Origin of the sequence: Tersicoccus mangrovi (assembly GCF_036881825.1) — a bacterium.
Taxonomy (GTDB): domain Bacteria; phylum Actinomycetota; class Actinomycetes; order Actinomycetales; family Micrococcaceae; genus Tersicoccus; species Tersicoccus mangrovi.
The window spans coordinates 231,349-255,114 of the sequence record NZ_JBAJMW010000001.1 but is presented as its reverse complement, the minus strand read 5'-3'; the positions used below and the strand labels follow the sequence as shown (position 1 = coordinate 255,114).

Below are 23,766 nucleotides of genomic sequence, written 5' to 3'. Positions count from 1 at the left end.
CATGGAAAACGTTGTCAAGTGGCAGTGGATTCGTTCCTGGTGCACGCGTCTTGTGTACGAATGCCATCGCTTGCTCCTGCCCACAAGTTTTGACTCGGCCTGCGCCGCGGGAGTAGTCTTGATAGTCGGTGTCTGCACCGTGACCACCGCTTTCGACCCGGGTTCGAAGCTCCGCGCTTCCCCGTCGGGGTGCCTGGGTGTCAGGCAGACAGATGTGATCCACCAGTCCTGATCCCGAGATCAAACGGAGAATATGTAGTGCCTACGATCCAGCAGCTGGTCCGCAAGGGCCGCTCACCCAAGATCGCCAAGACCAAGGCGCCCGCCCTCAGGGGCAACCCGATGAAGCGTGGCGTGTGCACCCGTGTGTACACGACCACCCCGAAGAAGCCGAACTCGGCGCTGCGGAAGGTCGCGCGCGTCAAGCTCAACGGCGGCGTCGAGGTCACCGCGTACATCCCGGGTGTGGGCCACAACCTGCAGGAGCACTCCATCGTGCTCGTGCGCGGCGGTCGTGTGAAGGACCTGCCGGGCGTGCGCTACAAGATCGTCCGTGGCGCCCTGGACACCCAGGGTGTCAAGAACCGCCAGCAGGCCCGCAGCCGTTACGGCGCGAAGAAGGAGAAGAAGTAATGCCTCGCAAGGGCCCGGCCCCCAAGCGGCCGCTCGTCAACGACCCGATCTACGGCTCGCCGCTGGTCACCCAGCTCATCAACAAGGTGCTGGTCGACGGCAAGAAGTCCACCGCCGAGCGGATCGTCTACGGCGCCCTCGGTGGCGCCCAGACGAAGTCCGGCGCCGACCCCGTCGCCACCCTGAAGAAGGCCATGGACAACGTCCGGCCGACCCTCGAGGTCAAGTCCCGCCGTGTCGGCGGTGCCACCTATCAGGTGCCGGTCGAGGTCAAGGCCGGTCGCGCGACCGCCCTGGCCCTGCGCTGGCTCGTCGGCTACGCCAAGGCTCGTCGCGAGAAGACGATGACCGAGCGTCTGCAGAACGAGATCCTCGACGCCTCCAACGGCCTCGGTGCCGCGGTCAAGCGCCGCGAGGACACCCACAAGATGGCCGAGTCGAACAAGGCCTTCGCGCACTACCGCTGGTAGGCACCGGCATCTCGCCGGGCCCGTCCCGGGCCCGGCGAACCTGAAGTCAAGCCGCAACGAAAGGCAATCACGTGGCAGCACAGGACGTGCTCACCGACCTCACCAAGGTTCGCAACATCGGCATCATGGCCCACATCGATGCCGGTAAGACCACCACCACGGAGCGCATCCTCTTCTACACGGGTGTGAACCACAAGATCGGCGAGACCCACGACGGCGCCTCGACGACCGACTGGATGGAGCAGGAGAAGGAACGCGGCATCACCATCACCTCTGCCGCGGTGACCTGCTTCTGGGACAACAACCAGATCAACATCATCGACACGCCCGGCCACGTGGACTTCACCGTCGAGGTGGAGCGTTCGCTGCGCGTGCTCGACGGCGCCGTCGCGGTGTTCGACGGCAAGGAGGGCGTGGAGCCCCAGTCGGAGACCGTGTGGCGCCAGGCGGACAAGTACGACGTCCCGCGCATCTGCTTCGTCAACAAGATGGACAAGCTGGGTGCGGACTTCTACTTCACCGTCGACACCATCGTCAACCGGCTCGGTGCCAAGCCGCTCGTGATGCAGCTGCCGATCGGCGCGGAGAACGACTTCGTCGGCGTCGTCGACCTGCTGACCATGAAGGCCCTCGTGTGGCCGGGCGACGCCAAGGGCGACGTGACCATGGGTGCGCACTACGAGACGCAGGAGATCCCCGACGACCTCAAGGAGCGGGCCGAGCAGTACCGTGCCGAGCTGGTCGAGGCCGTCGCCGAGGCGTCGGACGAGCTGATGGAGAAGTACCTCGAGGGTGAGGAGATCACCATCGAGGAGCTCAAGGCCGGCATCCGCGAACTGACTGTCAACTCGCGGATCTACCCGGTGCTCTGCGGCTCGGCGTTCAAGAACCGCGGCGTTCAGCCGATGCTGGACGCGGTCATCGACTACCTGCCGTCCCCCATCGACGTGCCGCCGATGATCGGCCACGACCCGAAGAACGAGGAGGTCGAGCTCTCGCGCAAGCCGAGCCGCGACGAGCCGTTCTCGGCGCTGGCCTTCAAGGTCGCCGCACACCCGTTCTTCGGCCAGCTGACCTTCGTCCGGGTGTACTCGGGCAAGGTGGCCGCCGGTTCGCAGGTGCTCAACTCGACCAAGTCCAAGAAGGAGCGCATCGGGAAGCTCTTCCAGATGCACGCCAACAAGGAGAACCCGGTCGACGAGGTCTACGCGGGCCACATCTACGCGGTGATCGGCCTGAAGGACACCACGACCGGCGACACGCTGTGCGATCCGAACCAGCCGATCGTGCTGGAGTCGATGTCGTTCCCGGAGCCGGTGATCTTCGTGGCGATCGAGCCGAAGACGAAGGGTGACCAGGAGAAGCTCTCCACGGCCATCCAGAAGCTCTCGGCCGAGGACCCGACCTTCACCGTCTCGCTGAACGACGAGACCGGCCAGACCGAGATCGGCGGCATGGGCGAGCTCCACCTGGACATCCTGGTGGACCGCATGCGTCGCGAGTTCAAGGTCGAGGCCAACGTCGGCAAGCCGCAGGTCGCCTACCGGGAGACCATCAAGCGTGCCGTCGAGAAGGTCGACTACACCCACAAGAAGCAGACCGGTGGCTCCGGCCAGTTCGCAAAGGTGCAGGTCAGCTTCGAGCCGCTGGACACCTCGGACGGCACGTTCTACGAGTTCGAGAACAAGGTCACCGGCGGTCGCATCCCCCGGGAGTACATCCCCTCGGTGGACGCGGGCATCCAGGACGCCATGCAGTTCGGTGTGCTGGCGGGCTACCCGCTCGTGGGTGTCAAGGCGATCCTGCTCGACGGCGCCTACCACGACGTCGACTCCTCGGAGATGGCGTTCAAGATCGCCGGTTCCATGGTGTTCAAGGAAGGCGCCAAGCGCGCCAACCCGGTGCTCCTCGAGCCGCTCATGGCGGTCGAGGTGCGCACGCCCGAGGAGTACATGGGCGACGTCATCGGCGACCTGAACTCGCGACGCGGGCAGATCCAGTCGATGGAGGACGCCAGCGGCGTGAAGGTGGTGCGTGCCAACGTGCCGCTGTCGGAGATGTTCGGCTACATCGGCGACCTGCGGTCCCGCACCCAGGGCCGCGCGGTGTACTCGATGCAGTTCGACAGCTACTCGGAGGTCCCGCGCAACGTGGCCGACGAGATCATCCAGAAGACCCGCGGCGAGTAATCGCCGTTCGCAAGGACGATTTCCCCCATCATCAAACCCCACGTAGACTTGGTCGGGTTTCAGTAGCGGCGCCTGCGCCAGCTGGAAGCGACTTCTCTACACCACCAATGTTCTAGGAGGAACCCCGTGGCGAAGGCAAAGTTCGAGCGGACTAAGCCGCACGTCAACATCGGTACCATCGGTCACGTCGACCACGGTAAGACCACGTTGACGGCTGCGATCTCGAAGGTGCTTGCCGACAAGTACCCGGACCTGAACGAGCAGCGCGACTTCTCGTCCATCGACTCTGCTCCTGAAGAGAAGCAGCGCGGCATCACCATCAACATCTCCCACGTGGAGTACCAGACCGACAAGCGTCACTACGCTCACGTGGACGCCCCCGGTCACGCCGACTACATCAAGAACATGATCACCGGCGCGGCTCAGATGGACGGCGCGATCCTCGTGGTCGCGGCGACCGACGGTCCGATGGCGCAGACCCGCGAGCACGTGCTCCTGGCCCGCCAGGTCGGCGTGCCGGCCCTGCTGGTCGCGCTGAACAAGTCCGACATGGTCGACGACGAGGAACTGCTGGACCTGGTCGAGATGGAGGTGCGCGAGCTGCTCTCCTCCCAGGAGTTCGACGGCGACAACGCGCCCGTCATCCGCACCTCCGGTCTGAAGGCCCTCGAGGGCGACGCGGAGTGGGTCAAGTCCGTCGAGGACCTCATGGAGGCCGTGGACACCTACATCCCGGACCCGGTCCGTGACAAGGACAAGCCGTTCCTGATGCCGATCGAGGACGTCTTCACGATCACCGGTCGCGGTACCGTCGTGACGGGTCGCGCCGAGCGCGGCACCCTCGCGATCAACTCCGAGGTCGAGATCGTCGGTATCCGTCCGGTCCAGAAGACCACGGTCACCGGTATCGAGATGTTCCACAAGCAGCTCGACGAGGCGTGGGCCGGCGAGAACTGTGGCCTGCTGCTCCGTGGCCTCAAGCGCGACGATGTCGAGCGTGGCCAGGTCGTGGTGAAGCCGGGTTCGATCACCCCGCACACCAACTTCGAGGCGAACGTCTACATCCTGTCCAAGGACGAGGGTGGGCGTCACAACCCGTTCTACTCGAACTACCGTCCGCAGTTCTACTTCCGGACCACCGACGTCACCGGTGTCATCACGCTGCCCGAGGGCACCGAGATGGTCATGCCGGGCGACAACACCGAGATGTCGGTCGAGCTGATCCAGCCGATCGCCATGGAGGAGGGCCTCGGCTTCGCCATCCGTGAGGGTGGCCGCACCGTCGGCTCGGGTCGCGTCACCAAGATCAACAAGTGATCCCGACCGCCGGGGCAGCCGTCTGACGGCCGCCCCGACGGGACCACCGCGAAGGGTCCCGGCATCGAGCCGGGGCCCTTCGTCGTGTCCGGGTCCCGTGGATCCGGGTCACCGGGTCACCGGGTGACCGGTCTCTCACGCCGCCGATTTGCAGGGCGGCGGCGTGTCTGGCAGACTGGATGAGTTGTTCACGCGCCCTGCCATGTCCTTCACGGGCATACGAGCCTGAACAGCGCCTCGGCCGGAGCGTCCACGGACGCCGGGCGGCGCGGGGAAGAGGTCGCCCGGTGCGGTGGCCCGAGGCAGGGCGTCGACACGACCACCCCACAACGAGAACCCGGGCATGGTGTTGCGCAGGACAGGCGACACGCCCGAGCGCGGGGGTCGGAGCCACGATGGGTTGAGGAACCCGGACACGTCCGGATTCAGTCCATGCGGCGGCGGTGCGCAGGCGAGAGCCGGTGCACCTGACAAGGGATTCATTTCCACCAGAGAGCACGTGAAGAAAGAGAGTGGCGACGCCATGGCGGGACAGAAAATCCGCATTCGGCTGAAGTCGTATGACCACGAGGTCATCGACGTCTCGGCCCGGAAGATCGTGGAGACGGTCACGCGCGCCGGTGCGACGGTGGTGGGCCCGGTCCCGCTGCCCACCGAGAAGAACGTGTACTGCGTGATCCGTTCGCCGCACAAGTACAAGGACAGCCGCGAGCACTTCGAGATGCGCACCCACAAGCGCCTGATCGACATCATCGACCCCACGCCGAAGGCGGTCGACTCGCTCATGCGGCTCGACCTGCCCGCCGACGTGAACATCGAAATCAAACTCTGAGGATCGCATCGACATGACACACCATCTCACCCGCCAGGTGAAGGGGCTGCTGGGCATCAAGCTCGGCATGACCCAGGTCTGGGACGAGAACAACCGTCTCGTGCCGGTGACCGTCGTCAAGGCTGACTCGAACGTCATCACCGCGCTGCGCGACGCGCAGACCGACGGCTACAACGCCGTGCAGATCGGCTTCGGCGCCATCGACCCGCGCAAGGTGACCCAGCCGCTGGCCGGTCACTTCGCAAAGGCCGGTGTCACCCCGCGCCGCCACGTCGTCGAGCTGCGCACCGCCGACGCCGCCGAGTACCAGCTCGGCCAGGAGCTCTCCGTGGAGACCTTCACCGCCGGCCAGCGCGTCGACGTCGTCGGCACCACCAAGGGCAAGGGCTTCGCCGGCGTCATGAAGCGCCACGGCTTCCACGGTGTGGGCGCCTCGCACGGTGCTCACAAGAACCACCGCAAGCCCGGTTCGATCGGCGGGGCCTCGACGCCCGGTCGCGTGTTCAAGGGTCTGCGGATGGCCGGCCGCATGGGCGCCGTCCAGCAGACCACGCTGAACCTGCTCGTGCACGGCGTCGACGCCGAGAACTCGCTGCTGCTGCTCAAGGGCGCCGTCCCCGGCGCACGCGGCTCGGTCGTCCTGGTCCGTTCCGCCGTCAAGGCCAACGAAACTCAGGGAGCGTAACAACCCATGGCTACTACAGAGAGCGCGAAGACCGTCGCGGTGAACCTGCCGGCGGACATCTTCGACGTCCAGACCAACGTGCCGCTGCTGCACCAGGTGGTCGTGGCCCAGCTGGCCGCCGCCCGCCAGGGCACGCACAAGACCAAGAACCGCGGCGAGGTCGCCGGTGCGGGTCGCAAGCCGTTCAAGCAGAAGGGCACCGGCCGGGCTCGTCAGGGCTCCGTCCGCGCCCCGCACATGACCGGTGGTGGCGTCGTGCACGGCCCGACGCCGCGCGACTACTCGCAGCGGACCCCCAAGAAGATGAAGGCCGCCGCCCTGCGTGGCGCGCTGTCCGACCGCGCCCGCTACGGCCGGGTGCACGTGGTCAGCAGCCTCGTCGAGGGGACCGTCGCGTCCACCAAGGCCGCCCTGGCCACCCTCGGTGCGCTCACCGATCGCAGGTCCGTCCTGGTCGTCCTCGAGCGGGGCAACGACGTGGCGGCCCTGTCGGTGCGCAACCTGACGAGCGTGCACGCGCTGTACGCCGACCAGCTGAACACCTACGACGTGCTGGTCGCCGACGACGTCGTCTTCACCCAGGCCGCCTACGAGGCGTTCGTGGCTGCCGCGGGCAAGTCGCAGGAGGAAGCCAAGTGAGCACGCAGAGCACCAGCAGCGCCATCCGTCAGGACAGTGCTATCCACAATAAGGACCCGCGGGACATCATCCTCGCGCCGGTCGTCTCGGAGAAGAGCTACGGCCTGATCGACGAGGGCAAGTACACCTTCCTGGTGGACCCCCGGTCGAACAAGACCGAGATCAAGAACGCGATCGAGAAGATCTTCTCCGTCTCGGTCGAGTCCGTGAACACCCTCAACCGCGTGGGCAAGCGCAAGCGGACCAAGTTCGGTTGGGGCCAGCGCAAGAGCACCAAGCGCGCCATCGTCACCCTCAAGCAGGGCACGATCGACATCTTCGGCGGTCCGCTCAGCTGAGCGGAGACCACTTTAGCGAGGAACTGAGAACCCATGGCTATCCGTAAGTACAAGCCGACGACGCCGGGCCGCCGCGGCTCGTCCGTCGCCGACTTCGCAGAGATCACCCGGAGCACTCCGGAGAAGTCCCTGGTGCGTCCGCTGCCCAAGAAGGGCGGCCGGAACAACACCGGCAAGATCACCACCCGGCACAAGGGCGGCGGTCACAAGCGCCAGTACCGGCTGATCGACTTCCGCCGGCACGACAAGGACGGCGTCGACGCACGCGTCGCGGAGATCGAGTACGACCCGAACCGCACCGCTCGCATCGCCCTTCTGCACTACGTGGACGGCACGAAGCGCTACATCATCGCGCCGAACCGCCTCAAGCAGGGCGACTTCGTCGAGTCCGGCGCCGGCGCCGACATCAAGCCCGGCAACAACCTGCCGCTGCGCAACATCCCCGTCGGCACCGTGATCCACGCCGTCGAGCTGCGTCCCGGTGGCGGCGCCAAGCTGGCCCGCTCGGCCGGTGCGTCCGTGCAGCTGGTGGCCAAGGAGGGCCGGTTCGGCCAGCTCCGGCTGCCGTCCGGCGAGATCCGCAACGTCGACGTGCGCTGCCGCGCGACGGTCGGCGAGGTCGGCAACGCCGAGCAGTCGAACATCAGCTGGGGCAAGGCCGGTCGCAACCGGTGGCGGGGCATCCGCCCGACCGTGCGCGGTGTGGCCATGAACCCGGTCGACCACCCGCACGGTGGTGGCGAGGGCAAGACCTCCGGTGGTCGTAACCCCGTCAACCCCAATGGCAAGCCCGAGGGCCGCACCCGCCGTCGGAACAAGGACAGCGACAAGCTGATTGTGCGTCGCCGCCGTACTGGCAAGAACAAGCGATAGGAGCGGCGGAACATGCCTCGCAGCCTGAAGAAGGGCCCCTTCGTCGACCAGCACCTGTTCGTGAAGGTCGCCAACGAGAACGACAAGGGCACGAAGAACGTCATCAAGACCTGGTCCCGCCGGTCGATGATCATCCCCGACATGCTCGGTCACACGATCGCCGTGCACGACGGGCGCAAGCACGTGCCGGTGTTCGTCACGGAGTCCATGGTCGGTCACAAGCTCGGTGAGTTCGCTCCGACCCGGACCTTCCGCGGCCACGTGAAGGACGACAAGAAGGGCAAGCGCCGCTAGGCGCCGCTCTTCGTCAAGACGAGAGAAGGAAAGCAATGGAAGCCAAGGCAGTCGCGCGGCACATCCGCGTCACGCCGATGAAGGCCCGGCGCGTCGTCAACCTGATTCGTGGCAAGCAGGCGAACGAGGCGCTGGCGATCCTGAAGTTCGCCCCGCAGAGCGCGTCCGAGCCCGTGTACAAGGTGGTCGCGTCCGCGCTGGCCAACGCCCGGGTGAAGGCCGACCAGCTCAGCGTCGCCTTCAACGAGAACGACGTGGTCGTCTCGGAGGCGTTCGTCGACGAGGGTCCGACGATGAAGCGGTTCCAGCCGCGTGCCCAGGGCCGCGCCTACCGCATCAACAAGCGCACCAGCCACATCACCGTCGTCGTCGCCACGCCCCAGAACGAGGAGGTCCGCTAAGTGGGACAGAAAGTCAACCCGCACGGCTTCCGCCTCGGGATCACCACCGACCACGTGTCGCACTGGTACGCCGACAGCACCAAGGCCGGCCAGCGCTACAAGGACTTCGTCCGCGAGGACGTGAAGATCCGTCAGCTCATGTCCAAGGGCATGGACCGCGCCGGTATCGCCAAGGTCGAGATCGAGCGCACCCGTGACCGTGTCCGCGTCGACATCCACACCGCCCGTCCGGGCATCGTCATCGGCCGCCGCGGCGCCGAGGCGGACCGGATCCGTGGCGAGCTGGAGAAGCTGACCGGCAAGCAGGTGCAGCTGAACATCCTCGAGGTCAAGAACCCCGAGATCGAGGCTCAGCTGGTGGCGCAGGGCGTCGCCGAGCAGCTCGCGTCCCGCGTCGCGTTCCGTCGTGCCATGAAGAAGGCCATGCAGTCCGCGCAGCGCGCCGGCGCCAAGGGCATCCGGATCCAGTGCTCCGGCCGCCTCGGCGGCGCCGAGATGAGCCGTTCGGAGTTCTACCGCGAGGGCCGTGTGCCCCTGCACACGCTCCGCGCCAACATCGACTACGGCTTCTTCGAGGCCAAGACCACCTTCGGCCGCATCGGTGTGAAGGTCTGGATCTACAAGGGCGACATCACCGCCAAGGAGCTCGCCGCTCAGGCCGCTGCCGCGCCGTCGCGTGGCCGTGGTGAGCGTGGAGACCGCGGCGACCGTGGTGGCCGCGCCGGTGGCGGCGACCGCCGCCGTCGTGGTGACCGTCCCGAGGGCCAGGCCCCCGCGGCCACCGAGAACGCCCCGGCCGGCGCCACGGCGCCCGCCGCTGAAGGAGGAGAGCAGTAAATGCTGATCCCACGCCGAGTGAAGTACCGCAAGCAGCACCACCCGGGTCGCTCCGGGCAGGCCACGGGCGGTACCCAGGTCACCTTCGGTGACTACGGCATCCAGGCGCTGACCCCGGCCTACATCACGAACCGGCAGATCGAAGCCGCTCGTATCGCGATGACTCGTCACATCAAGCGTGGCGGCAAGGTCTGGATCAACATCTACCCGGATCGCCCGCTGACCAAGAAGCCCGCCGAGACCCGCATGGGATCCGGTAAGGGTTCGCCCGAATGGTGGATCGCCAACGTCAAGCCCGGACGCGTGCTCTTCGAGCTCTCCGGTGTCACCGACGAGGTGGCGCGTGAGGCGCTGCGCCTGGCCATCCACAAGCTCCCGTGCAAGGCGCGCATCGTGCGTCGCGAAGGTGGTGAATAGACATGGCAGTGGGGACCAAGGACCTGGCCATCGAACAGCTCGCCGAGCTGGACAACGACCGGCTGGGCGAGGAGCTGCGCAAGTCGAAGGAAGAGCTGTTCAACCTGCGCTTCCAGTCCGCGACCGGGCAGCTCGAGAACCACGGCCGGCTCAAGGCCGTGAAGCGGGACATCGCCCGCATCTACACGCTGCTGCGTGAGCGCGAGCTGGGCATCCGCCCGACCGTCGCGAAGGCGGCCGAGCCGGCGCAGCCCGAGAAGAAGGCCACCCGGCGTTCGAAGAAGGCCGACGAGACGCCGGCGGACGAGTCCGCCGCCGCATCGAGCGAGGATGAGACCAAGTGAGTGAGAACGTGACCGAGAACAAGGCCGCGGGCGAAGGCACCGGCGAGAAGTCCCGCGGTGACCGCAAGACCCGCCGCGGCTACGTCGTGTCCGACAAGATGGACAAGACCGTCGTCGTCGAGGTCGAGGACCGCGTCAAGCACGCCCTCTACGGCAAGGTGCTGCGACGGACCTCGAAGGTCAAGGCGCACGACGAGCAGAACACCGCCGGCATCGGCGACCTGGTCCTGATCAGCGAGACCCGCCCGCTGTCCGCCTCCAAGCGGTGGCGCCTGGTCGAGATCGTCGAAAAGGCCAAGTAAACTCTCTCTGCCCCTCGTTCCCATAGTCGCATCGCGCGACGGCGGGGGAGGGCAGAGGCGCGGGGCCGGTGGCGGGGGAGCGATCCCCCGCTCCGGCCCGGCCCGCGGGTCCGGACGGCCCGCGCAGTCCATATCCGTTCGACCAGGCTTCCTTCCTCCCCGGGTTCCCGGCAGAGAGCGGAAGAACCGGTACGACGACAGGAGTACACAGTGATTCAGCAGGAGTCGCGACTGAAGGTCGCCGACAACACGGGGGCGAAGGAGATCCTCACCATCCGTGTTCTCGGCGGTTCCGGACGTCGCTATGCAGGCATCGGTGACGTGATCGTCGCCACCGTCAAGGACGCGATCCCCGGTGGCAACGTCAAGAAGGGTGACGTCGTCAAGGCCGTCATCGTCCGCACCAAGAAGGAGCGCCGTCGTCCCGACGGGTCCTACATCAAGTTCGACGAGAACGCCGCAGTGATCCTGAAGAACGACGGCGACCCCCGCGGCACCCGTATCTTCGGGCCCGTCGGGCGTGAGCTGCGCGACAAGCGCTTCATGAAGATCATCTCGCTGGCGCCGGAGGTGCTCTGACCCATGGCTCAGAAGTTCAAGATCAAGAAGGGCGACCTGGTCCAGGTGATCAGTGGCGCCACCGCCGAGCGCGGCGGTGACCGGGGCAAGCAGGGCAAGGTCCTGAAGGTGTTCCCCGAGACCAACCGGGTGCTCGTCGAGGGCATCAACCGGGTCACCAAGCACACCAAGGCCGGGCAGAGCGACCGGGGCACGCGCACCGGTGGCATCGAGCACGTCGAGGCGCCGATCCACATCTCCAACGTGGCCGTCGTCGACCCCGAGACCAAGAAGCCGACCCGCGTGGGCTACCGGATCGACACCGTCGAGCGCGACGGCCGGCAGCGCACCGTGCGTATCCGCGTGGCCAAGGCCTCCGGTAAGGACCTGTGATGAGCGAGACGACAGAGATGAACAGCACCACCGAGGAGAAGATCGCTCCGCGGCTGAAGGCGAAGTACCGCGAGGAGATCGTCGCCAAGCTGCAGGAGGAGTTCTCCTACGCGAACCCGATGCAGGTTCCCGGCCTGGTCAAGGTCGTCGTGAACATGGGTGTCGGCGACGCGGCCAAGGACTCGAAGCTGATCGAGGGCGCCGTGCGCGACCTGACGGCGATCACCGGCCAGAAGCCGATGGTCACGAAGGCCCGCAAGTCCATCGCCCAGTTCAAGCTGCGCGAGGGCATGCCCATCGGTACCCACGCCACGCTGCGCGGTGACCGCATGTGGGAATTCGTGGACCGCCTGGTCAGCCTCGCGCTGCCCCGCATCCGCGACTTCCGCGGCCTGAGCCCGAAGCAGTTCGACGGCAACGGCAACTACACGTTCGGCCTGACCGAGCAGGTCATGTTCCACGAGATCGACCAGGACCGGATCGATCGCACGCGGGGCATGGACATCACCGTGGTGACCACGGCGAAGACCGACGACGAGGGCCGCGCGCTCCTGCGCGCACTGGGCTTCCCGTTCACCACCGACTGACACCACTACGCCGCAGGTCCGCGCGCCGTCCCACCCGGGGCACAGCGCGGAAACCACGTCGAGGAAGGGCACCAGCCCAATGACCATGACAGACCCAGTCGCAGACATGCTGACGCGCCTGCGCAACGCCAACTCCGCTCACCACGACTCGGTGACCATGCCCTACAGCAAGCTCAAGGGCCGCGTCGCCGACATCCTCAAGGCCGAGGGCTACATCGCCGAATGGTCCGAGGAGGATGCCCGCGTGGGCAAGAACCTCACCATCGCGCTGAAGTTCGGCCCGAACCGTGAGCGTGCCATCGCCGGAGTGCGCCGCATCTCCAAGCCCGGTCTCCGGGTGTACGCGAAGTCCACGAACCTGCCGCACGTGCTCGGCGGTCTCGGCATCGCGATCCTGTCCACCTCCTCCGGTCTGCTGACCGACAAGCAGGCTGCCAAGAAGGGCGTCGGCGGGGAAGTCCTCGCCTACGTCTGGTAGTCGCGGGCACACGAAAGGAAGCGAAGCACCATGTCACGAATCGGACGTCTCCCGATCGCCGTGCCCGCCGGTGTCGATGTCACCATCGACGGCAGCCAGGTCAGCGTCAAGGGCCCCAAGGGCGAGCTGAGCCACACCGTGGCCAGCCCCATCGAGGTCGCGCTGGACGAGGGCACTCTGACCGTCTCCCGGCCGAACGACGAGCGGGAGTCCCGCTCGCTGCACGGCCTGACGCGGTCCCTGATCAACAACCTCATCGTCGGCGTGACCGCCGGCTACGAGAAGAAGCTCGAGATCGTCGGCACCGGCTACCGCGTCCAGGCGCGGGGTGCGGACCTCGAGTTCGCGCTGGGGTACTCCCACCCGGTCCCGGTCAAGGCCCCCGACGGCATCACCTTCACGGTGGAGGGCCCCAACCGGCTCACCGTCGCCGGCATCGACAAGCAGCGCGTCGGCGAGGTCGCTGCGAACATCCGCAAACTGCGCCGTCCCGACCCCTACAAGGGCAAGGGCATCCGGTATGCAGGCGAGCAGATCCGCCGCAAGGTCGGAAAGGCTGGTAAGTAAACATGACTCCCATCGGGATCTCCGTCATCAAGGGCAGGAGCAAGGCCGCTGCCCGTGCTCGCCGCCAGGTCCGTGGCCGCAAGCACGTCAGCGGCACGACCGTCCGGCCCCGGCTGGTCGTCACCCGCTCGAGCCGTCACGTCTTCGTCCAGGTCGTCGACGACACCCGCGGGGTCACCCTCGCGTCGGCGTCGACCCTCGAGGCCGACCTGCGGTCCCTCGAGGCCGACAAGACCGCCAAGGCCCGTCGGGTCGGCGAACTGGTCGCTGAGCGCGCCCAGGCCGCCGGCGTGGCGAGCGTCGTGTTCGACCGCGCGGGCAACAAGTACCACGGCCGTGTGGCCGCGGTCGCCGAGGGCGCCCGCGAGAAGGGGCTGGCACTGTGAGCGAGCAGAACAACGAGAAGGACACTGTGGTGAACAACGCAGAGGCGCCCGCCACGGGCAGCGCCGGCGCCACCGGAGACAGCGCGCGCACCGAGAGCGGCGCTCGCGCCGACAGTGCTCGTGGTGACCGCGGCGGTCGCGGTGACCGTGGCGGTCGCGGCGGGCGCGACGGTGGTCGCGGTGGCCGTGACGGTGGCCGTGGCGGCCGTGGTGGCCGCGACGACGACCGGGACAAGTTCCTCGAGCGCGTCGTGAACATCAACCGCGTCGCCAAGGTCGTCAAGGGTGGCCGCCGGTTCTCCTTCACCGCCCTCGTCGTCGTCGGTGACGGCAACGGGATGGTCGGTGTCGGTTACGGCAAGGCCAAGGAGGTGCCGGCCGCGATCGCCAAGGGCGTCGAGGAGGCGAAGAAGTCCTTCTTCCGCGTCCCCCGCATCGAGGACCGCACCATCCCGCACCGCGTGCAGGGTGAGGCCGCTGCCGGCGTCGTCATGCTGCGTCCGGCCACTCCGGGTACCGGTGTGATCGCCGGTGGTCCGGTGCGCGCCGTGCTCGAGTGCGCCGGTATCCACGACGTGCTCTCCAAGTCGCTGGGTTCCTCGAACGCCATCAACATCGTCCACGCGACGGTGGAGGCGCTCAAGGGCCTCGAGGAGCCCCAGTCCGTGGCGGCCCGTCGTGGCCTGCCCATGGACCAGGTCGTCCCCGCCCCGCTGCTGCGGTCGATCCAGAAGGCAGGTGCGTGACCATGGCTGCGCCGACGTACGAAGGCAAGCTGAAGGTGACCCAGATCCGCTCCGTGATCGGGGGCAAGCAGAACCAGCGGGACACGCTGCGTTCGCTCGGCCTCAAGCGCATCGGCCACACGGTCGAGCGTGATGCGGACGCCGTGACCCTGGGCATGATCCACACGGTGTCGCACCTGGTGAAGGTCGAGGAGGCAAAGTGAGCATCGCGGACAACACTGCGAACACGAACACGAACGAGGAGACCGTCGAGGGCGCCTCGTCCACCCACGCGCTGAAGGTCCACCACCTCCGGCCGGCGCCGGGCGCCAAGACCGCCCGCACCCGCGTCGGTCGCGGTGAGGGCTCCAAGGGCAAGACCGCGGGTCGCGGTACCAAGGGCACCAAGGCCCGGTACCAGGTCCGTCCGGGCTTCGCCGGCGGCCAGCTCCCGCTGCACATGCGGATGCCGAAGCTGCGCGGCTTCACGAACCCGTTCCGCGTCGAGTTCCAGGTCGTGAACCTGGACAAGCTCGCGGAGCTGTTCCCGGCCGGTGGCACGGTGGACGTCGACGCCCTGGTCGCCAAGGGTGCCGTCCGCAAGAACCAGCCGGTCAAGGTCCTCGGCTCCGGCGAGATCAGCGTTGCGGTCAACGTCACCGCGAACGCGTTCTCGGCCAGCGCGATCGAGAAGATCGCCGCCGCCGGCGGTTCCACCACGGCGCTCTGACCGGGCGGTCCATGACCCCCGTGACGGCTCCGTCGGTTCCGACCGACAGCCCGTGAGACGAACTCCCGGTCGATGGCTCGCCATCGGCCGGGAGTTCGTCGCATCCGGGGCCGGCACCGCCACCGGATCCACTACCGATACACTGGCAAGCTGTGGCCCGCGGTCACCGCTTCCACCCCATGACTTTCCAGGAGGACACTTGCTCAGCGCACTTGGACGGGCGTTCCGGACGCCCGATCTGCGACGCAAGTTGTTGTTCACGCTGGCGGCCATCGCCATCTACCGGGCGGGTGCCTACATCCCGTCCCCGGGCGTCGACTACGCCAACGTGCAGCAGTGCCTCGCCCTCGGCAACACCTCGGGCGGCGTCTACCAGCTGGTCAACCTGTTCAGCGGCGGTGCGCTGCTGCAGGTGTCGATCTTCGCGCTCGGCATCATGCCGTACATCACCGCGAGCATCATCATCCAGTTGCTGCGCGTCGTGATCCCCTACTTCCAGACGCTGTGGGAGGAGGGGCAGACCGGGCAGGGCAAGCTCACGCAGTACACCCGCTACCTGACCATCGGTCTCGGCGTGCTGAACGCGACGACGATCGTCACGCTCGCCCGGTCCGGCGCGCTGCTGAACAACTGCCCGTACCCGGTGATCCCGAACGACGACCCGGTCACGATCATCCTGCTCATCGTCACGCTGACGGCCGGTACCGGCCTGATCATGTGGCTCGGCGAGCTGGTGACGGAGAAGGGCGTCGGCAACGGCATGTCGATCCTCATCTTCACGTCCGTGGCCGCCGGCTTCCCGAGCTCCCTCGGCGCGATCCTCACCACCAAGGGCTGGGGCACCTTCCTGCTCGTCATCGTCCTCGGCCTCGTGGTCGTCGCCGCCGTCGTCTTCGTCGAACAGTCCCAGCGCCGCATCCCGGTCCAGTACGCCAAGCGGATGGTCGGACGGCGCACGGTGGGCGGCACGACGACGTACATCCCGATCAAGGTCAACATGGCCGGCGTGATCCCCGTGATCTTCGCGTCCTCGATGCTGTACCTGCCGAGCCTGCTCGCCCAGTTCAACACCCCGAAGGCGGGCCAGGAGCCGGCCGCCTGGGTCGTGTGGATCAACAACTACCTCACGCGCGGTGATCACCCGCTGTACATGGTGCTGTACGCCCTGCTGATCGTCTTCTTCACGTACTTCTACGTGTCCATCACCTTCAACCCCACCGAGGTGAGCGACAACATGAAGAAGTACGGCGGGTTCATCCCCGGCATCCGGGCCGGGCGTCCGACCGAGCAGTACCTGCAGTACGTGCTCTCGCGGATCACCCTGCCGGGCGCGATCTACCTGGCGCTCGTCGCGCTGATCCCGCTGATCGCCCTCGTCGCGTTCCAGGCGAACCAGAACTTCCCGTTCGGTGGCACGTCGCTGCTGATCGTCGTCGGCGTCGGGCTGGAGACGGTCAAGCAGATCGACGCGCAACTGCAGCAACGACACTATGAAGGGCTCCTGCGATGACTCAGACGGACGTTCAGGCACACACCGATTCCCTGGCGGCCGCGGGCGTGCGCATGCTGATCATCGGCCCGCCGGGATCCGGAAAGGGCACCCAGGCCGCGCGCATCAGCGAGCGGCTCGACATCGTCGCGATCTCCACCGGTGACATCTTCCGCGCCAACGTCAAGGGCGGAACCCCGCTGGGGATCGAGGCGAAGGCGTACATGGACGCGGGCGACTTCGTGCCCGACTCGGTGACCAACAACATGGTCCGTGAGCGGCTGGCCGAGCCCGACGTTGCCGGAGGGTTCCTGCTCGACGGCTACCCCCGCACCACCGCGCAGGTCGAGGAACTCGACGCGATCCTCGCGGCCGGCAACGAGACCCTGGACATCGTGCTTCAGCTGACCGCGGACAACGAGGAGCTGGTGCGCCGGCTGCTCAGCCGCGCCGCCGAGGAGGGCCGCACGGACGACAACGAGACCGTCATCCGGCACCGGCTCGACCTGTACACGCAGCAGACCTCCGCGGTCGTGAACGAGTACGCCGACCGTGGCATCCTCGTCGCGGTCGACGGCATCGGCGGGATCGACGAGGTGACCGATCGCGTGATGACCGCGATGGCCCGCGTCGTCGAACGCCGGGCCTGACGGTGTCGCCCTTCGTCCGCCACGGCATCGAGTACAAGAGCCGGGAGCAGATGGCCCGCATGGTCGAGGCCGGCCGGGTCACGTCCGCCGCGCTGGACGCCGCGATCGCCGTGGCAGGCGTCGGGGTCACGACGGCGGAGATCGACGCCGCCGCGGCCGCGGTGATCCGCGACGCGGGCGCCACGTCCAACTTCCTCGGCTATCACGGCTACCCCGCCACCCTGTGCATCTCGGTCAACCAGCAGGTGGTGCACGGCATCCCCGGTGAGTTCCGGCTCGCCGACGGGGACATCGTCTCCATCGACGGCGGCGCCATCGTCGACGGCTGGCACGGGGACAGCGCGCGCACCGTCGTCGTCGGCACCGCCGACCCCGCCGACGTCGAGCTCTCCCGGGTGACCGAGGAGGCCATGTGGGCCGGTGTCGCCGCGTTCGCGTCGGCCACCCGGGTCGGTGACATCGGTGCGGCGATCGACGACCGGGTCACCGAACTGGCGGGGGAGCGGTTCGGCATCCTCGAGGACTACGTCGGTCACGGCATCGGCACCGCGATGCACCAGCCGCCGGACGTGCTCAACTACCGGGCACGGGACCGCGGCCCGAAGGTGCGGCCCGGCATGTGCCTGGCCATCGAGCCGATGCTCGTCGCCGGGGGTCTGGAGACCGCGGTGCTCGAGGACGACTGGACCGTCGTGACCGTCGACGGCGCCCGTGCCGCCCACTGGGAGCACTCGGTGGCCCGCCACGAGGACGGCATCTGGGTCCTCACCGCCGAGGACGGCGGTGCCTCGCGCCTCGCGCCGTACGGCATCACGCCCGTCGCCCCCTGACGCCACCGCCCCGCCGTCCCGGGGGCGACCGCGTCCCGGTGTGGCATCCCTCGCACCGATTTCCCTTCGGGTCGATCGGCGCGTAGGATTGTCTGTTGGTTGTCTGCGCCCTCCGTGCGGACCTGCATTCACCCCTTCCGGCATGGAACGGGCGGTCGCATGTCCAGGAGTCGCCCGGACTTCCGGGAACGTCCCACCGCCTCGACCGGGGCGGACGAGAAAACGATAGCGGAGTTCATGGCCAAGAAAGACGGTGTCATCGAGATCGAGGGCACAGTGACCGAGGCGCTGCCCAACGCCACCTTCCGGGTGGAGTTGTCCAACGGTCACCTCGTTCTCGCCCACATCTCAGGGAAGATGCGTCAGCACTACATCCGGATCCTCCCCGAGGACCGGGTGGTGGTGGAGCTCTCTCCCTACGACCTGTCCCGCGGCCGCATCGTCTACCGCTACAAGTAAACGCAAAGGAAAGACATGAAGGTCCAACCGAGCGTGAAGCCGATCTGCGACAAGTGCAAGGTGATCCGCCGCAACGGCCGGGTCATGGTGATCTGCGAGAACCCACGCCACAAGCAGCGCCAGGGCTGACCTCCTCAACGGGAGGCCCTGGGCCGCTCACCGGGTGCACAGCACCCACCCCGGCGCCGTCGGCGCCGGCCACGACAGGCAGTACCGCGGGCATCAGCCCGCACACCCCCGGCTCCGGAGGCCGGGGACCACGGCGAGACACCGTGGACGGTACTGCTTCAGACCTCCGGTGAAAACCCAAGGAGAACCGCCACATGGCACGTCTCGCTGGCGTCGACATTCCCCGTGAGAAGCGGGTCGAGATCGCGCTGACCTACATCTACGGCGTGGGCCGCACCCGTGCGCACCAGGTCCTGGCCGAGACCGGGATCAGCCCGGACGTCCGGGTCAAGGACCTGACGGACGATCAGCTGGTGCAGCTGCGCGACTACATCGAGGGCAACTTCCGCGTCGAGGGCGATCTCCGCCGCGAGGTGGCCGCCGACATCCGCCGCAAGGTCGAGATCGGCAGCTACGAGGGTCTGCGGCACCGCCGCGGCCTGCCGGTGCGCGGTCAGCGCACGAAGACGAACGCGCGCACCCGCAAGGGCCCGAAGCGCACCGTGGCCGGCAAGAAGAAGGCCCGCTGATTCTCAGCGGACCTCTCGCGAACGCAGATCCCATCCCAGGAGAGTAGACATGCCCCCGAAGACCCGCTCGGCGGTGCGCAAGCCGCGCCGCAAGGACAAGAAAAACATCACGCTCGGTCAGGCGCACATCAAGAGCACCTTCAACAACACCATCGTCTCGATCACCGATCCCTCCGGTGCCGTGATCTCGTGGGCCTCGGCCGGCGAGGTCGGGTTCAAGGGTTCCCGGAAGTCGACCCCCTACGCCGCGCAGATGGCCGCCGAGTCGGCCGCCAAGCGCGCGCAGGAGCACGGTGTCAAGAAGGTCGACGTGTTCGTCAAGGGCCCGGGCTCTGGTCGTGAGACCGCGATCCGCTCGCTGCAGGCGACCGGCCTGGAGGTCGGCACCATCCAGGACGTCACCCCGAGCGCCCACAACGGCTGCCGCCCCCCGAAGCGCCGCCGCGTCTGATCCTCCCCGGCGACCGGGTCCGTTCCACGGGCCCGGTCGCTCGGTCGTGCCACCACCGGCGGCCTCGGCGTGAGCCGACGCCCCGGATGGTGGCCGGACCCGGTCATTCCACCACTGTGTTGCGTCATATAGCGGTCGCTCGCTGAAAGGAAACCTCCGAAGTGCTCATTGCACAGCGCCCCACTCTCACGGAAGAAGTCGTCTCCGAGACGCGCTCCCGTTTCACCATCGAGCCGCTCGAGCCCGGTTTCGGCTACACGCTCGGCAACTCGCTGCGCCGGACCCTGCTGTCCTCCATCCCCGGTGCGGCCGTCACCAGCATCCGCATCGACGGCGTGCTGCACGAGTTCACGACGGTCCCCGGTGTCAAGGAGGACGTCACCGAGATCATCCTGAACATCAAGCAGCTGTCGGTCTCCTCGGAGCACGACGAGCCGGTCGTCGCCTACCTGCGCAAGCAGGGCCCGGGTGTCGTCACCGCCGCGGACATCGCCCCGCCGGCCGGTGTGGAGTTCCACAACCCGGACCTGCACATCGCCACCCTGAACGAGAAGGGCAAGTTCGAGGTCGAGCTGACCATCGAGCGCGGCCGCGGTTACGTCTCGGCGTCCCAGAACAAGTCCTTCGACGCCGAGATCGGCCGCATTCCGGTCGACTCGATCTACTCGCCGGTGCTCAAGGTCACCTTCCGCGTCGACGCCACCCGCGTCGAGCAGCGGACCGACTTCGACAGCCTGGTCATGGACGTCGAGACGAAGGCGGCCATCAGCCCGCGCGACGCCGTCGCGTCGGCCGGCACCACCCTGGTGGAGCTGTTCGGGCTCGCCCGCGAGCTGAACACCGCCGCCGAGGGTATCGAGATCGGCCCGTCCCCGACGGACGCCGCCCTCGCCGCCGACATGGCGCTGCCGATCGAGGACCTCGAGCTGACGGTCCGGTCCTACAACTGCCTCAAGCGTGAGGGCATCCACAGCGTGGGTGAGCTCGTCGCCCGGTCCGAGGCGGACCTGATGGACATCCGGAACTTCGGCGCCAAGTCCATCGACGAGGTGAAGGCCAAGCTCCTCGAGCTGGGCCTGTCGCTGAAGGACTCGCCCCCAGGCTTCGACCTGGCTGCCCGTGCCGCCCTGGAAGAGGACGACGCCGAGTACGGCGACGACGAACTCTGACCCGCCGTTTCTAGAGGAGAACAATCATGCCCACCCCCACCAAGGGTCCGCGCCTCGGAGGCGGCCCCGCCCACGAGCGCCTCATGCTCGCGAACCTGGCGTCCTCGCTCTTCGAGCACCGCCGGATCACCACCACGGTGACCAAGGCCAAGCGGCTCCGGCCGTTCGCCGAGCGCCTGGTGACCTTCGCCAAGCGCGGCGACCTGGCGTCCCGTCGCCGGGTTCTCGCCGTGATCAGCAACAAGACCGTGGTCCACGAGCTCTTCACCGAGATCGCCCCGGCCGTCGCCCAGCGTGAAGGCGGTTACACCCGCATCACCAAGATCGGCCCCCGCAAGGGTGACAACGCGCCGATGGCCGTGATCGAGCTCGTCCTCGAGCCCGTGTCCGCTCGCCAGGCCACCGTCGCCGAGGCGGAGAACGCCACGCGCCGTGCCGGTGCCACCGCGGCTCCGGCTGAGGCCGCCGCCCAGGTTCCGGCCGAGGACAGCACGGCCGACGTGGCCGCCGCCGCGCCCGCCGAGGAGGCCCCGGCCGAGGCCGCGACCCCGGCCGAGGCCGACGCCGAGTCCACGACCGAGGGCGACGCCGAGAAGGCCTGACCCTCGTCCGTGTTCGCACGCCGATGCCCGTCCCCGCCTGCGCGGGGGCGGGCATCGTGCGTTCACGCACCCCTTCCCGTGCATCCGAGGAGACCATGAGCGAGCAGCCCGTGCCGCCAGAGCCAGCCGTGCCCGCGCCGACTGAACCACTGCTGCGGATCCGGCTCGGCATCGCCTACGACGGCGCCCCCTTCGCCGGCTGGGCCACCCAGCCCTCCGCGCCGACGGTGCAGGGTGTGCTGGAGGCCGGACTCGCGCTGGTGCTGCGGCGCCCGGCACGGTTGACCGTGGCGGGCCGCACCGACGCCGGCGTCCACGCCCGCGGGCAGGTCGCGCATCTGGACGTGACCGCCGTCGAGTGGGAGGGGCTGCGCCGCCGCGACACCGGGGATCCTGCCGACGCCCTGCTGCGCCGGCTGCGCGGCGTGCTCGGCCGGGTGCTCGGCGAGCTCGGGCCCCACGCCGCCGGTGCCGTCGTCGTGCATTCCGCCGCGATCGCCCCGGACGGCTTCGACGCCCGGTTCTCCGCGCTGTGGCGGCGCTACAGCTACCGGATCGCGGACCCGGCCGCCGGCCGGGACCCACTGCGGCGGGGGAGCACCCTCTGGCACCCCGAACCCCTCGACGTCGACGCGCTCAACGCGGCCGCCGACGCCGTGACCGGGGTGGGGGACTTCCTCTCCTTCTGCAAGCCGCGGGAGCACGCCACGACCGTGCGGGATCTGCGCCGCTTCTCCTTCACGCGGGAGGCCGACGGCGTCGTCGTCGCCGACGTGGAGGCCGACGCGTTCTGCCACCACATGGTGCGCGGCCTCGTCGGGGCGGCCCTGCAGACCGGCGACGGTCGGCGGGACACCGGCTGGCTGCGCGAACGGCTCGACGCGCGGATCCGGGACTCCTCGATCCGGCTCGCCCCGCCGCACCCGCTCGTACTCGAGGAGGTGGCCTACCCGGCCGACCACGAGCTCGCGGCGCGCGCCGACGCGACCCGGGCCCGTCGCGACCCCCTCGAACCGAGGCCCCGAAACGGCGACGGACAGCCGTTTTGACCCGCAGGGTCCTGACCCGGTAGTCTTGCAAGCTGTTGTGCGTGTCCTGCCCGGATCACGCGTATCCACGTCGTGTCCCGTTGCAGGACAGTGCCGACGGGATCCGCCGGTCGAGGATCAGGGGATGATGCTCAGCCCTCACCTGACCGTCTCCCGACGCATCGACCGCGGCGCGTCCACAGTTGCGCCACCACGAACTGTATCGAAACGAAGGCAAACAACGTGCGTACGTACACTCCGAAGCCCGGTGACATCGACCGCAAGTGGCACGTCATCGACGCCACCGACGTCGTCCTGGGTCGCCTTGCCAGCCAGACCGCAACGCTGCTGCGCGGGAAGCACAAGCCGACCTTTGCCCCCCACGTCGACACCGGCGACTTCGTCATCATCATCAACGCCGACAAGGTCGCGCTGACCGGTTCCAAGGCCGAGCAGAAGCGCGCCTACCGTCACTCCGGCTACCCGGGCGGTCTGAAGTCCGTCAGCTACGCCGAGCTGCTGGAGAAGAACCCGGCTCGCGCGGTGGAGAAGGCCGTCAAGGGCATGCTGCCGAAGAACTCGCTGGCCGCCAAGCAGCTCTCGAAGCTGAAGATCTACGTCGGGCCGGAGCACCCCCACGCGGCGCAGCAGCCCGAGACGTTCGCCATCACCCAGGTCGCGCAGTAGTCGCGGGCCCCGAAGAACACCAAGGAGAATCGTGGCTCAGAACGACGAGCAGACCTTCGCCGCCGACGGCGAGGACACCCTGACCAGCTACACGAGCGAGTCCTCGGCCGCAGGCGCCGAGACCCCCGCCGCCACCCGCCCGGCCCTGACCGTCCCCGGCTCCGCCGTGGGCCGCCGCAAGGAGGCCGTCGCGCGCGTCCGCCTCGTACCCGGCAGCGGTTCCTGGACGATCAACGGTCGTGAACTGGCGAACTACTTCCCGAACAAGCTGCACCAGCAGGAAGTCAACGACCCGTTCCGCATCCTCGAGCTCGAGGGCGCCTACGACGTCATCGCCCGCATCGACGGTGGCGGCGCCTCCGGTCAGGCCGGTGCGCTGCGCCTCGGCATCGCCCGCGCGCTGAACGAGATCGACCGGGAGAACAACCGGCCCACCCTCAAGAAGGCCGGCTTCCTCACCCGCGACGCCCGCGTCATCGAGCGCAAGAAGGCCGGCCTGAAGAAGGCCCGCAAGGCCCCGCAGTACTCGAAGCGCTGATCCTCCGCGGCCCGGGAGCTCCTCCCGCCGCTGCGCATCGAACGGCCGGTCACCCCTTCCGGGGTGGCCGGCCGTTCGGCGTTCCCGGCAGGCGTCCCGGCTCCAGGTCCTCGGTGTCGTGCCGGCCGCCGAGGGACTGTCCCCGGAGCGGTGCGCCGGGCGCGGCACGG

The 23,766-nt window shown here is 68.1% G+C and carries 36 protein-coding genes; all 36 read left to right on the top strand.

Annotated features, from left to right (window positions below; translation table 11 throughout):
• Nucleotides 1-258 precede the first annotated feature (258 nt).
• The 36 genes from rpsL to rpsI all read left to right on the top strand — a co-directional run bounded on the left by rpsL (nt 259) and on the right by rpsI (nt 23,596).
• Nucleotides 259-633 (top strand): 30S ribosomal protein S12, encoded by a 375-nt coding sequence (gene rpsL, locus V6N00_RS01265; RefSeq protein ID WP_076693509.1) that lies wholly within the window; start codon nt 259-261, stop codon nt 631-633.
• Complete coding sequence (rpsG, locus tag V6N00_RS01260) at nt 633-1,103, top strand: 30S ribosomal protein S7 (protein ID WP_334230260.1); 471 nt, start codon at nt 633-635, stop codon at nt 1,101-1,103. Before rpsL ends, rpsG begins: the two co-directional genes overlap by 1 nt.
• Nucleotides 1,104-1,174: 71 nt before the next feature.
• Entirely contained in the window at nt 1,175-3,292 is a 2,118-nt protein-coding gene (gene fusA, locus V6N00_RS01255; protein WP_334230259.1) for an elongation factor G, read from the top strand.
• A gap of 126 nt (nt 3,293-3,418) precedes the next feature.
• Nucleotides 3,419-4,609, top strand: a complete 1,191-nt coding sequence (gene tuf, locus V6N00_RS01250) for an elongation factor Tu (RefSeq protein WP_188667285.1) — start codon at nt 3,419-3,421, stop codon at nt 4,607-4,609.
• A 523-nt stretch (nt 4,610-5,132) separates the two neighbouring features.
• A complete protein-coding gene (rpsJ, locus tag V6N00_RS01245) occupies nt 5,133-5,441 on the top strand; it encodes a 30S ribosomal protein S10 (protein ID WP_003803825.1) in 309 nt (102 codons plus the stop codon).
• A gap of 13 nt (nt 5,442-5,454) precedes the next feature.
• Complete coding sequence (gene rplC / locus V6N00_RS01240; protein WP_334230258.1) at nt 5,455-6,126, top strand: 50S ribosomal protein L3; 672 nt, start codon at nt 5,455-5,457, stop codon at nt 6,124-6,126.
• 6 nt (nt 6,127-6,132) lie between these two features.
• On the top strand, nt 6,133-6,765 hold the full coding sequence (gene rplD / locus V6N00_RS01235) for a 50S ribosomal protein L4 (protein WP_334230257.1): 633 nt from the start codon (nt 6,133-6,135) through the stop codon (nt 6,763-6,765).
• Between the two features lie 41 nt (nt 6,766-6,806).
• Complete coding sequence (gene rplW, locus V6N00_RS01230) at nt 6,807-7,103, top strand: 50S ribosomal protein L23 (protein WP_334230728.1); 297 nt, start codon at nt 6,807-6,809, stop codon at nt 7,101-7,103.
• A 33-nt stretch (nt 7,104-7,136) separates the two neighbouring features.
• Entirely contained in the window at nt 7,137-7,976 is an 840-nt protein-coding gene (gene rplB / locus V6N00_RS01225) for a 50S ribosomal protein L2 (RefSeq protein ID WP_076693514.1), read from the top strand.
• Between the two features lie 12 nt (nt 7,977-7,988).
• Nucleotides 7,989-8,270 carry a 30S ribosomal protein S19 gene (rpsS, locus tag V6N00_RS01220; RefSeq protein ID WP_076693515.1) on the top strand — a complete coding sequence of 94 codons (282 nt, stop codon included), beginning with the start codon at nt 7,989-7,991 and terminating at the stop codon, nt 8,268-8,270.
• Nucleotides 8,271-8,305: 35 nt separating this feature from the next.
• The gene (gene rplV / locus V6N00_RS01215) at nt 8,306-8,671 is read left to right on the top strand and encodes a 50S ribosomal protein L22 (RefSeq protein WP_334230256.1); all 366 of its coding nucleotides are present in this window, start codon (nt 8,306-8,308) and stop codon (nt 8,669-8,671) included.
• Nucleotides 8,672-9,508: a 30S ribosomal protein S3 gene (gene rpsC, locus V6N00_RS01210; protein ID WP_076693517.1), complete on the top strand. Its 837-nt coding sequence runs from the start codon at nt 8,672-8,674 to the stop codon at nt 9,506-9,508. It abuts the gene before it with no gap.
• Nucleotides 9,509-9,925, top strand: a complete 417-nt coding sequence (gene rplP, locus V6N00_RS01205; protein WP_334230255.1) for a 50S ribosomal protein L16 — start codon at nt 9,509-9,511, stop codon at nt 9,923-9,925.
• A 2-nt stretch (nt 9,926-9,927) separates the two neighbouring features.
• Nucleotides 9,928-10,269 (top strand): 50S ribosomal protein L29, encoded by a 342-nt coding sequence (gene rpmC / locus V6N00_RS01200; RefSeq protein WP_334230254.1) that lies wholly within the window; start codon nt 9,928-9,930, stop codon nt 10,267-10,269.
• Nucleotides 10,266-10,571 carry a 30S ribosomal protein S17 gene (rpsQ, locus tag V6N00_RS01195; protein ID WP_416385002.1) on the top strand — a complete coding sequence of 102 codons (306 nt, stop codon included), beginning with the start codon at nt 10,266-10,268 and terminating at the stop codon, nt 10,569-10,571. Before rpmC ends, rpsQ begins: the two co-directional genes overlap by 4 nt.
• A 210-nt stretch (nt 10,572-10,781) precedes the next feature.
• Entirely contained in the window at nt 10,782-11,150 is a 369-nt protein-coding gene (gene rplN, locus V6N00_RS01190) for a 50S ribosomal protein L14 (protein ID WP_076693521.1), read from the top strand.
• Between the two features lie 3 nt (nt 11,151-11,153).
• The gene (gene rplX / locus V6N00_RS01185) at nt 11,154-11,522 is read left to right on the top strand and encodes a 50S ribosomal protein L24 (protein WP_334230253.1); all 369 of its coding nucleotides are present in this window, start codon (nt 11,154-11,156) and stop codon (nt 11,520-11,522) included.
• Nucleotides 11,523-11,539: 17 nt separating this feature from the next.
• Nucleotides 11,540-12,109 (top strand): 50S ribosomal protein L5, encoded by a 570-nt coding sequence (rplE, locus tag V6N00_RS01180; RefSeq protein WP_416385020.1) that lies wholly within the window; start codon nt 11,540-11,542, stop codon nt 12,107-12,109.
• A 79-nt stretch (nt 12,110-12,188) separates the two neighbouring features.
• Nucleotides 12,189-12,587 carry a 30S ribosomal protein S8 gene (gene rpsH / locus V6N00_RS01175; protein ID WP_076693524.1) on the top strand — a complete coding sequence of 133 codons (399 nt, stop codon included), beginning with the start codon at nt 12,189-12,191 and terminating at the stop codon, nt 12,585-12,587.
• Between the two features lie 30 nt (nt 12,588-12,617).
• Nucleotides 12,618-13,154, top strand: coding sequence for a 50S ribosomal protein L6 (rplF, locus tag V6N00_RS01170; protein ID WP_334230251.1), 537 nt, complete (start codon nt 12,618-12,620; stop codon nt 13,152-13,154).
• Between the two features lie 2 nt (nt 13,155-13,156).
• Nucleotides 13,157-13,540, top strand: a complete 384-nt coding sequence (gene rplR / locus V6N00_RS01165) for a 50S ribosomal protein L18 (protein ID WP_334230250.1) — start codon at nt 13,157-13,159, stop codon at nt 13,538-13,540.
• Entirely contained in the window at nt 13,537-14,286 is a 750-nt protein-coding gene (gene rpsE / locus V6N00_RS01160; RefSeq protein ID WP_334230249.1) for a 30S ribosomal protein S5, read from the top strand. Before rplR ends, rpsE begins: the two co-directional genes overlap by 4 nt.
• A 2-nt stretch (nt 14,287-14,288) precedes the next feature.
• Nucleotides 14,289-14,489: a 50S ribosomal protein L30 gene (gene rpmD, locus V6N00_RS01155; RefSeq protein ID WP_188667249.1), complete on the top strand. Its 201-nt coding sequence runs from the start codon at nt 14,289-14,291 to the stop codon at nt 14,487-14,489.
• A gap of 2 nt (nt 14,490-14,491) precedes the next feature.
• The gene (gene rplO / locus V6N00_RS01150) at nt 14,492-14,995 is read left to right on the top strand and encodes a 50S ribosomal protein L15 (protein ID WP_416385019.1); all 504 of its coding nucleotides are present in this window, start codon (nt 14,492-14,494) and stop codon (nt 14,993-14,995) included.
• 199 nt (nt 14,996-15,194) lie between these two features.
• Nucleotides 15,195-16,505 (top strand): preprotein translocase subunit SecY, encoded by a 1,311-nt coding sequence (gene secY, locus V6N00_RS01145; RefSeq protein WP_334230248.1) that lies wholly within the window; start codon nt 15,195-15,197, stop codon nt 16,503-16,505.
• Between the two features lie 53 nt (nt 16,506-16,558).
• Nucleotides 16,559-17,134, top strand: a complete 576-nt coding sequence (locus V6N00_RS01140) for an adenylate kinase (RefSeq protein ID WP_334230725.1) — start codon at nt 16,559-16,561, stop codon at nt 17,132-17,134.
• Between the two features lie 2 nt (nt 17,135-17,136).
• Nucleotides 17,137-17,964 carry a type I methionyl aminopeptidase gene (map, locus tag V6N00_RS01135; RefSeq protein WP_334230247.1) on the top strand — a complete coding sequence of 276 codons (828 nt, stop codon included), beginning with the start codon at nt 17,137-17,139 and terminating at the stop codon, nt 17,962-17,964.
• Between the two features lie 237 nt (nt 17,965-18,201).
• Nucleotides 18,202-18,423, top strand: a complete 222-nt coding sequence (infA, locus tag V6N00_RS01130) for a translation initiation factor IF-1 (RefSeq protein WP_076693529.1) — start codon at nt 18,202-18,204, stop codon at nt 18,421-18,423.
• Between the two features lie 15 nt (nt 18,424-18,438).
• Nucleotides 18,439-18,552 carry a 50S ribosomal protein L36 gene (gene rpmJ / locus V6N00_RS01125; protein ID WP_017833320.1) on the top strand — a complete coding sequence of 38 codons (114 nt, stop codon included), beginning with the start codon at nt 18,439-18,441 and terminating at the stop codon, nt 18,550-18,552.
• Between the two features lie 194 nt (nt 18,553-18,746).
• Nucleotides 18,747-19,121 (top strand): 30S ribosomal protein S13, encoded by a 375-nt coding sequence (rpsM, locus tag V6N00_RS01120; RefSeq protein WP_076693530.1) that lies wholly within the window; start codon nt 18,747-18,749, stop codon nt 19,119-19,121.
• Between the two features lie 49 nt (nt 19,122-19,170).
• Nucleotides 19,171-19,572: a 30S ribosomal protein S11 gene (rpsK, locus tag V6N00_RS01115; RefSeq protein WP_076693531.1), complete on the top strand. Its 402-nt coding sequence runs from the start codon at nt 19,171-19,173 to the stop codon at nt 19,570-19,572.
• A gap of 161 nt (nt 19,573-19,733) precedes the next feature.
• Entirely contained in the window at nt 19,734-20,741 is a 1,008-nt protein-coding gene (locus tag V6N00_RS01110) for a DNA-directed RNA polymerase subunit alpha (protein WP_334230246.1), read from the top strand.
• 26 nt (nt 20,742-20,767) lie between these two features.
• The gene (gene rplQ / locus V6N00_RS01105; protein ID WP_334230245.1) at nt 20,768-21,343 is read left to right on the top strand and encodes a 50S ribosomal protein L17; all 576 of its coding nucleotides are present in this window, start codon (nt 20,768-20,770) and stop codon (nt 21,341-21,343) included.
• A 95-nt stretch (nt 21,344-21,438) separates the two neighbouring features.
• Nucleotides 21,439-22,392 carry a tRNA pseudouridine synthase A gene (locus tag V6N00_RS01100; RefSeq protein ID WP_334230244.1) on the top strand — a complete coding sequence of 318 codons (954 nt, stop codon included), beginning with the start codon at nt 21,439-21,441 and terminating at the stop codon, nt 22,390-22,392.
• A gap of 222 nt (nt 22,393-22,614) precedes the next feature.
• Entirely contained in the window at nt 22,615-23,058 is a 444-nt protein-coding gene (rplM, locus tag V6N00_RS01095; protein ID WP_334230243.1) for a 50S ribosomal protein L13, read from the top strand.
• Nucleotides 23,059-23,089: 31 nt separating this feature from the next.
• Nucleotides 23,090-23,596, top strand: a complete 507-nt coding sequence (gene rpsI, locus V6N00_RS01090) for a 30S ribosomal protein S9 (protein ID WP_334230242.1) — start codon at nt 23,090-23,092, stop codon at nt 23,594-23,596.
• Nucleotides 23,597-23,766: the final 170 nt, after the last annotated feature.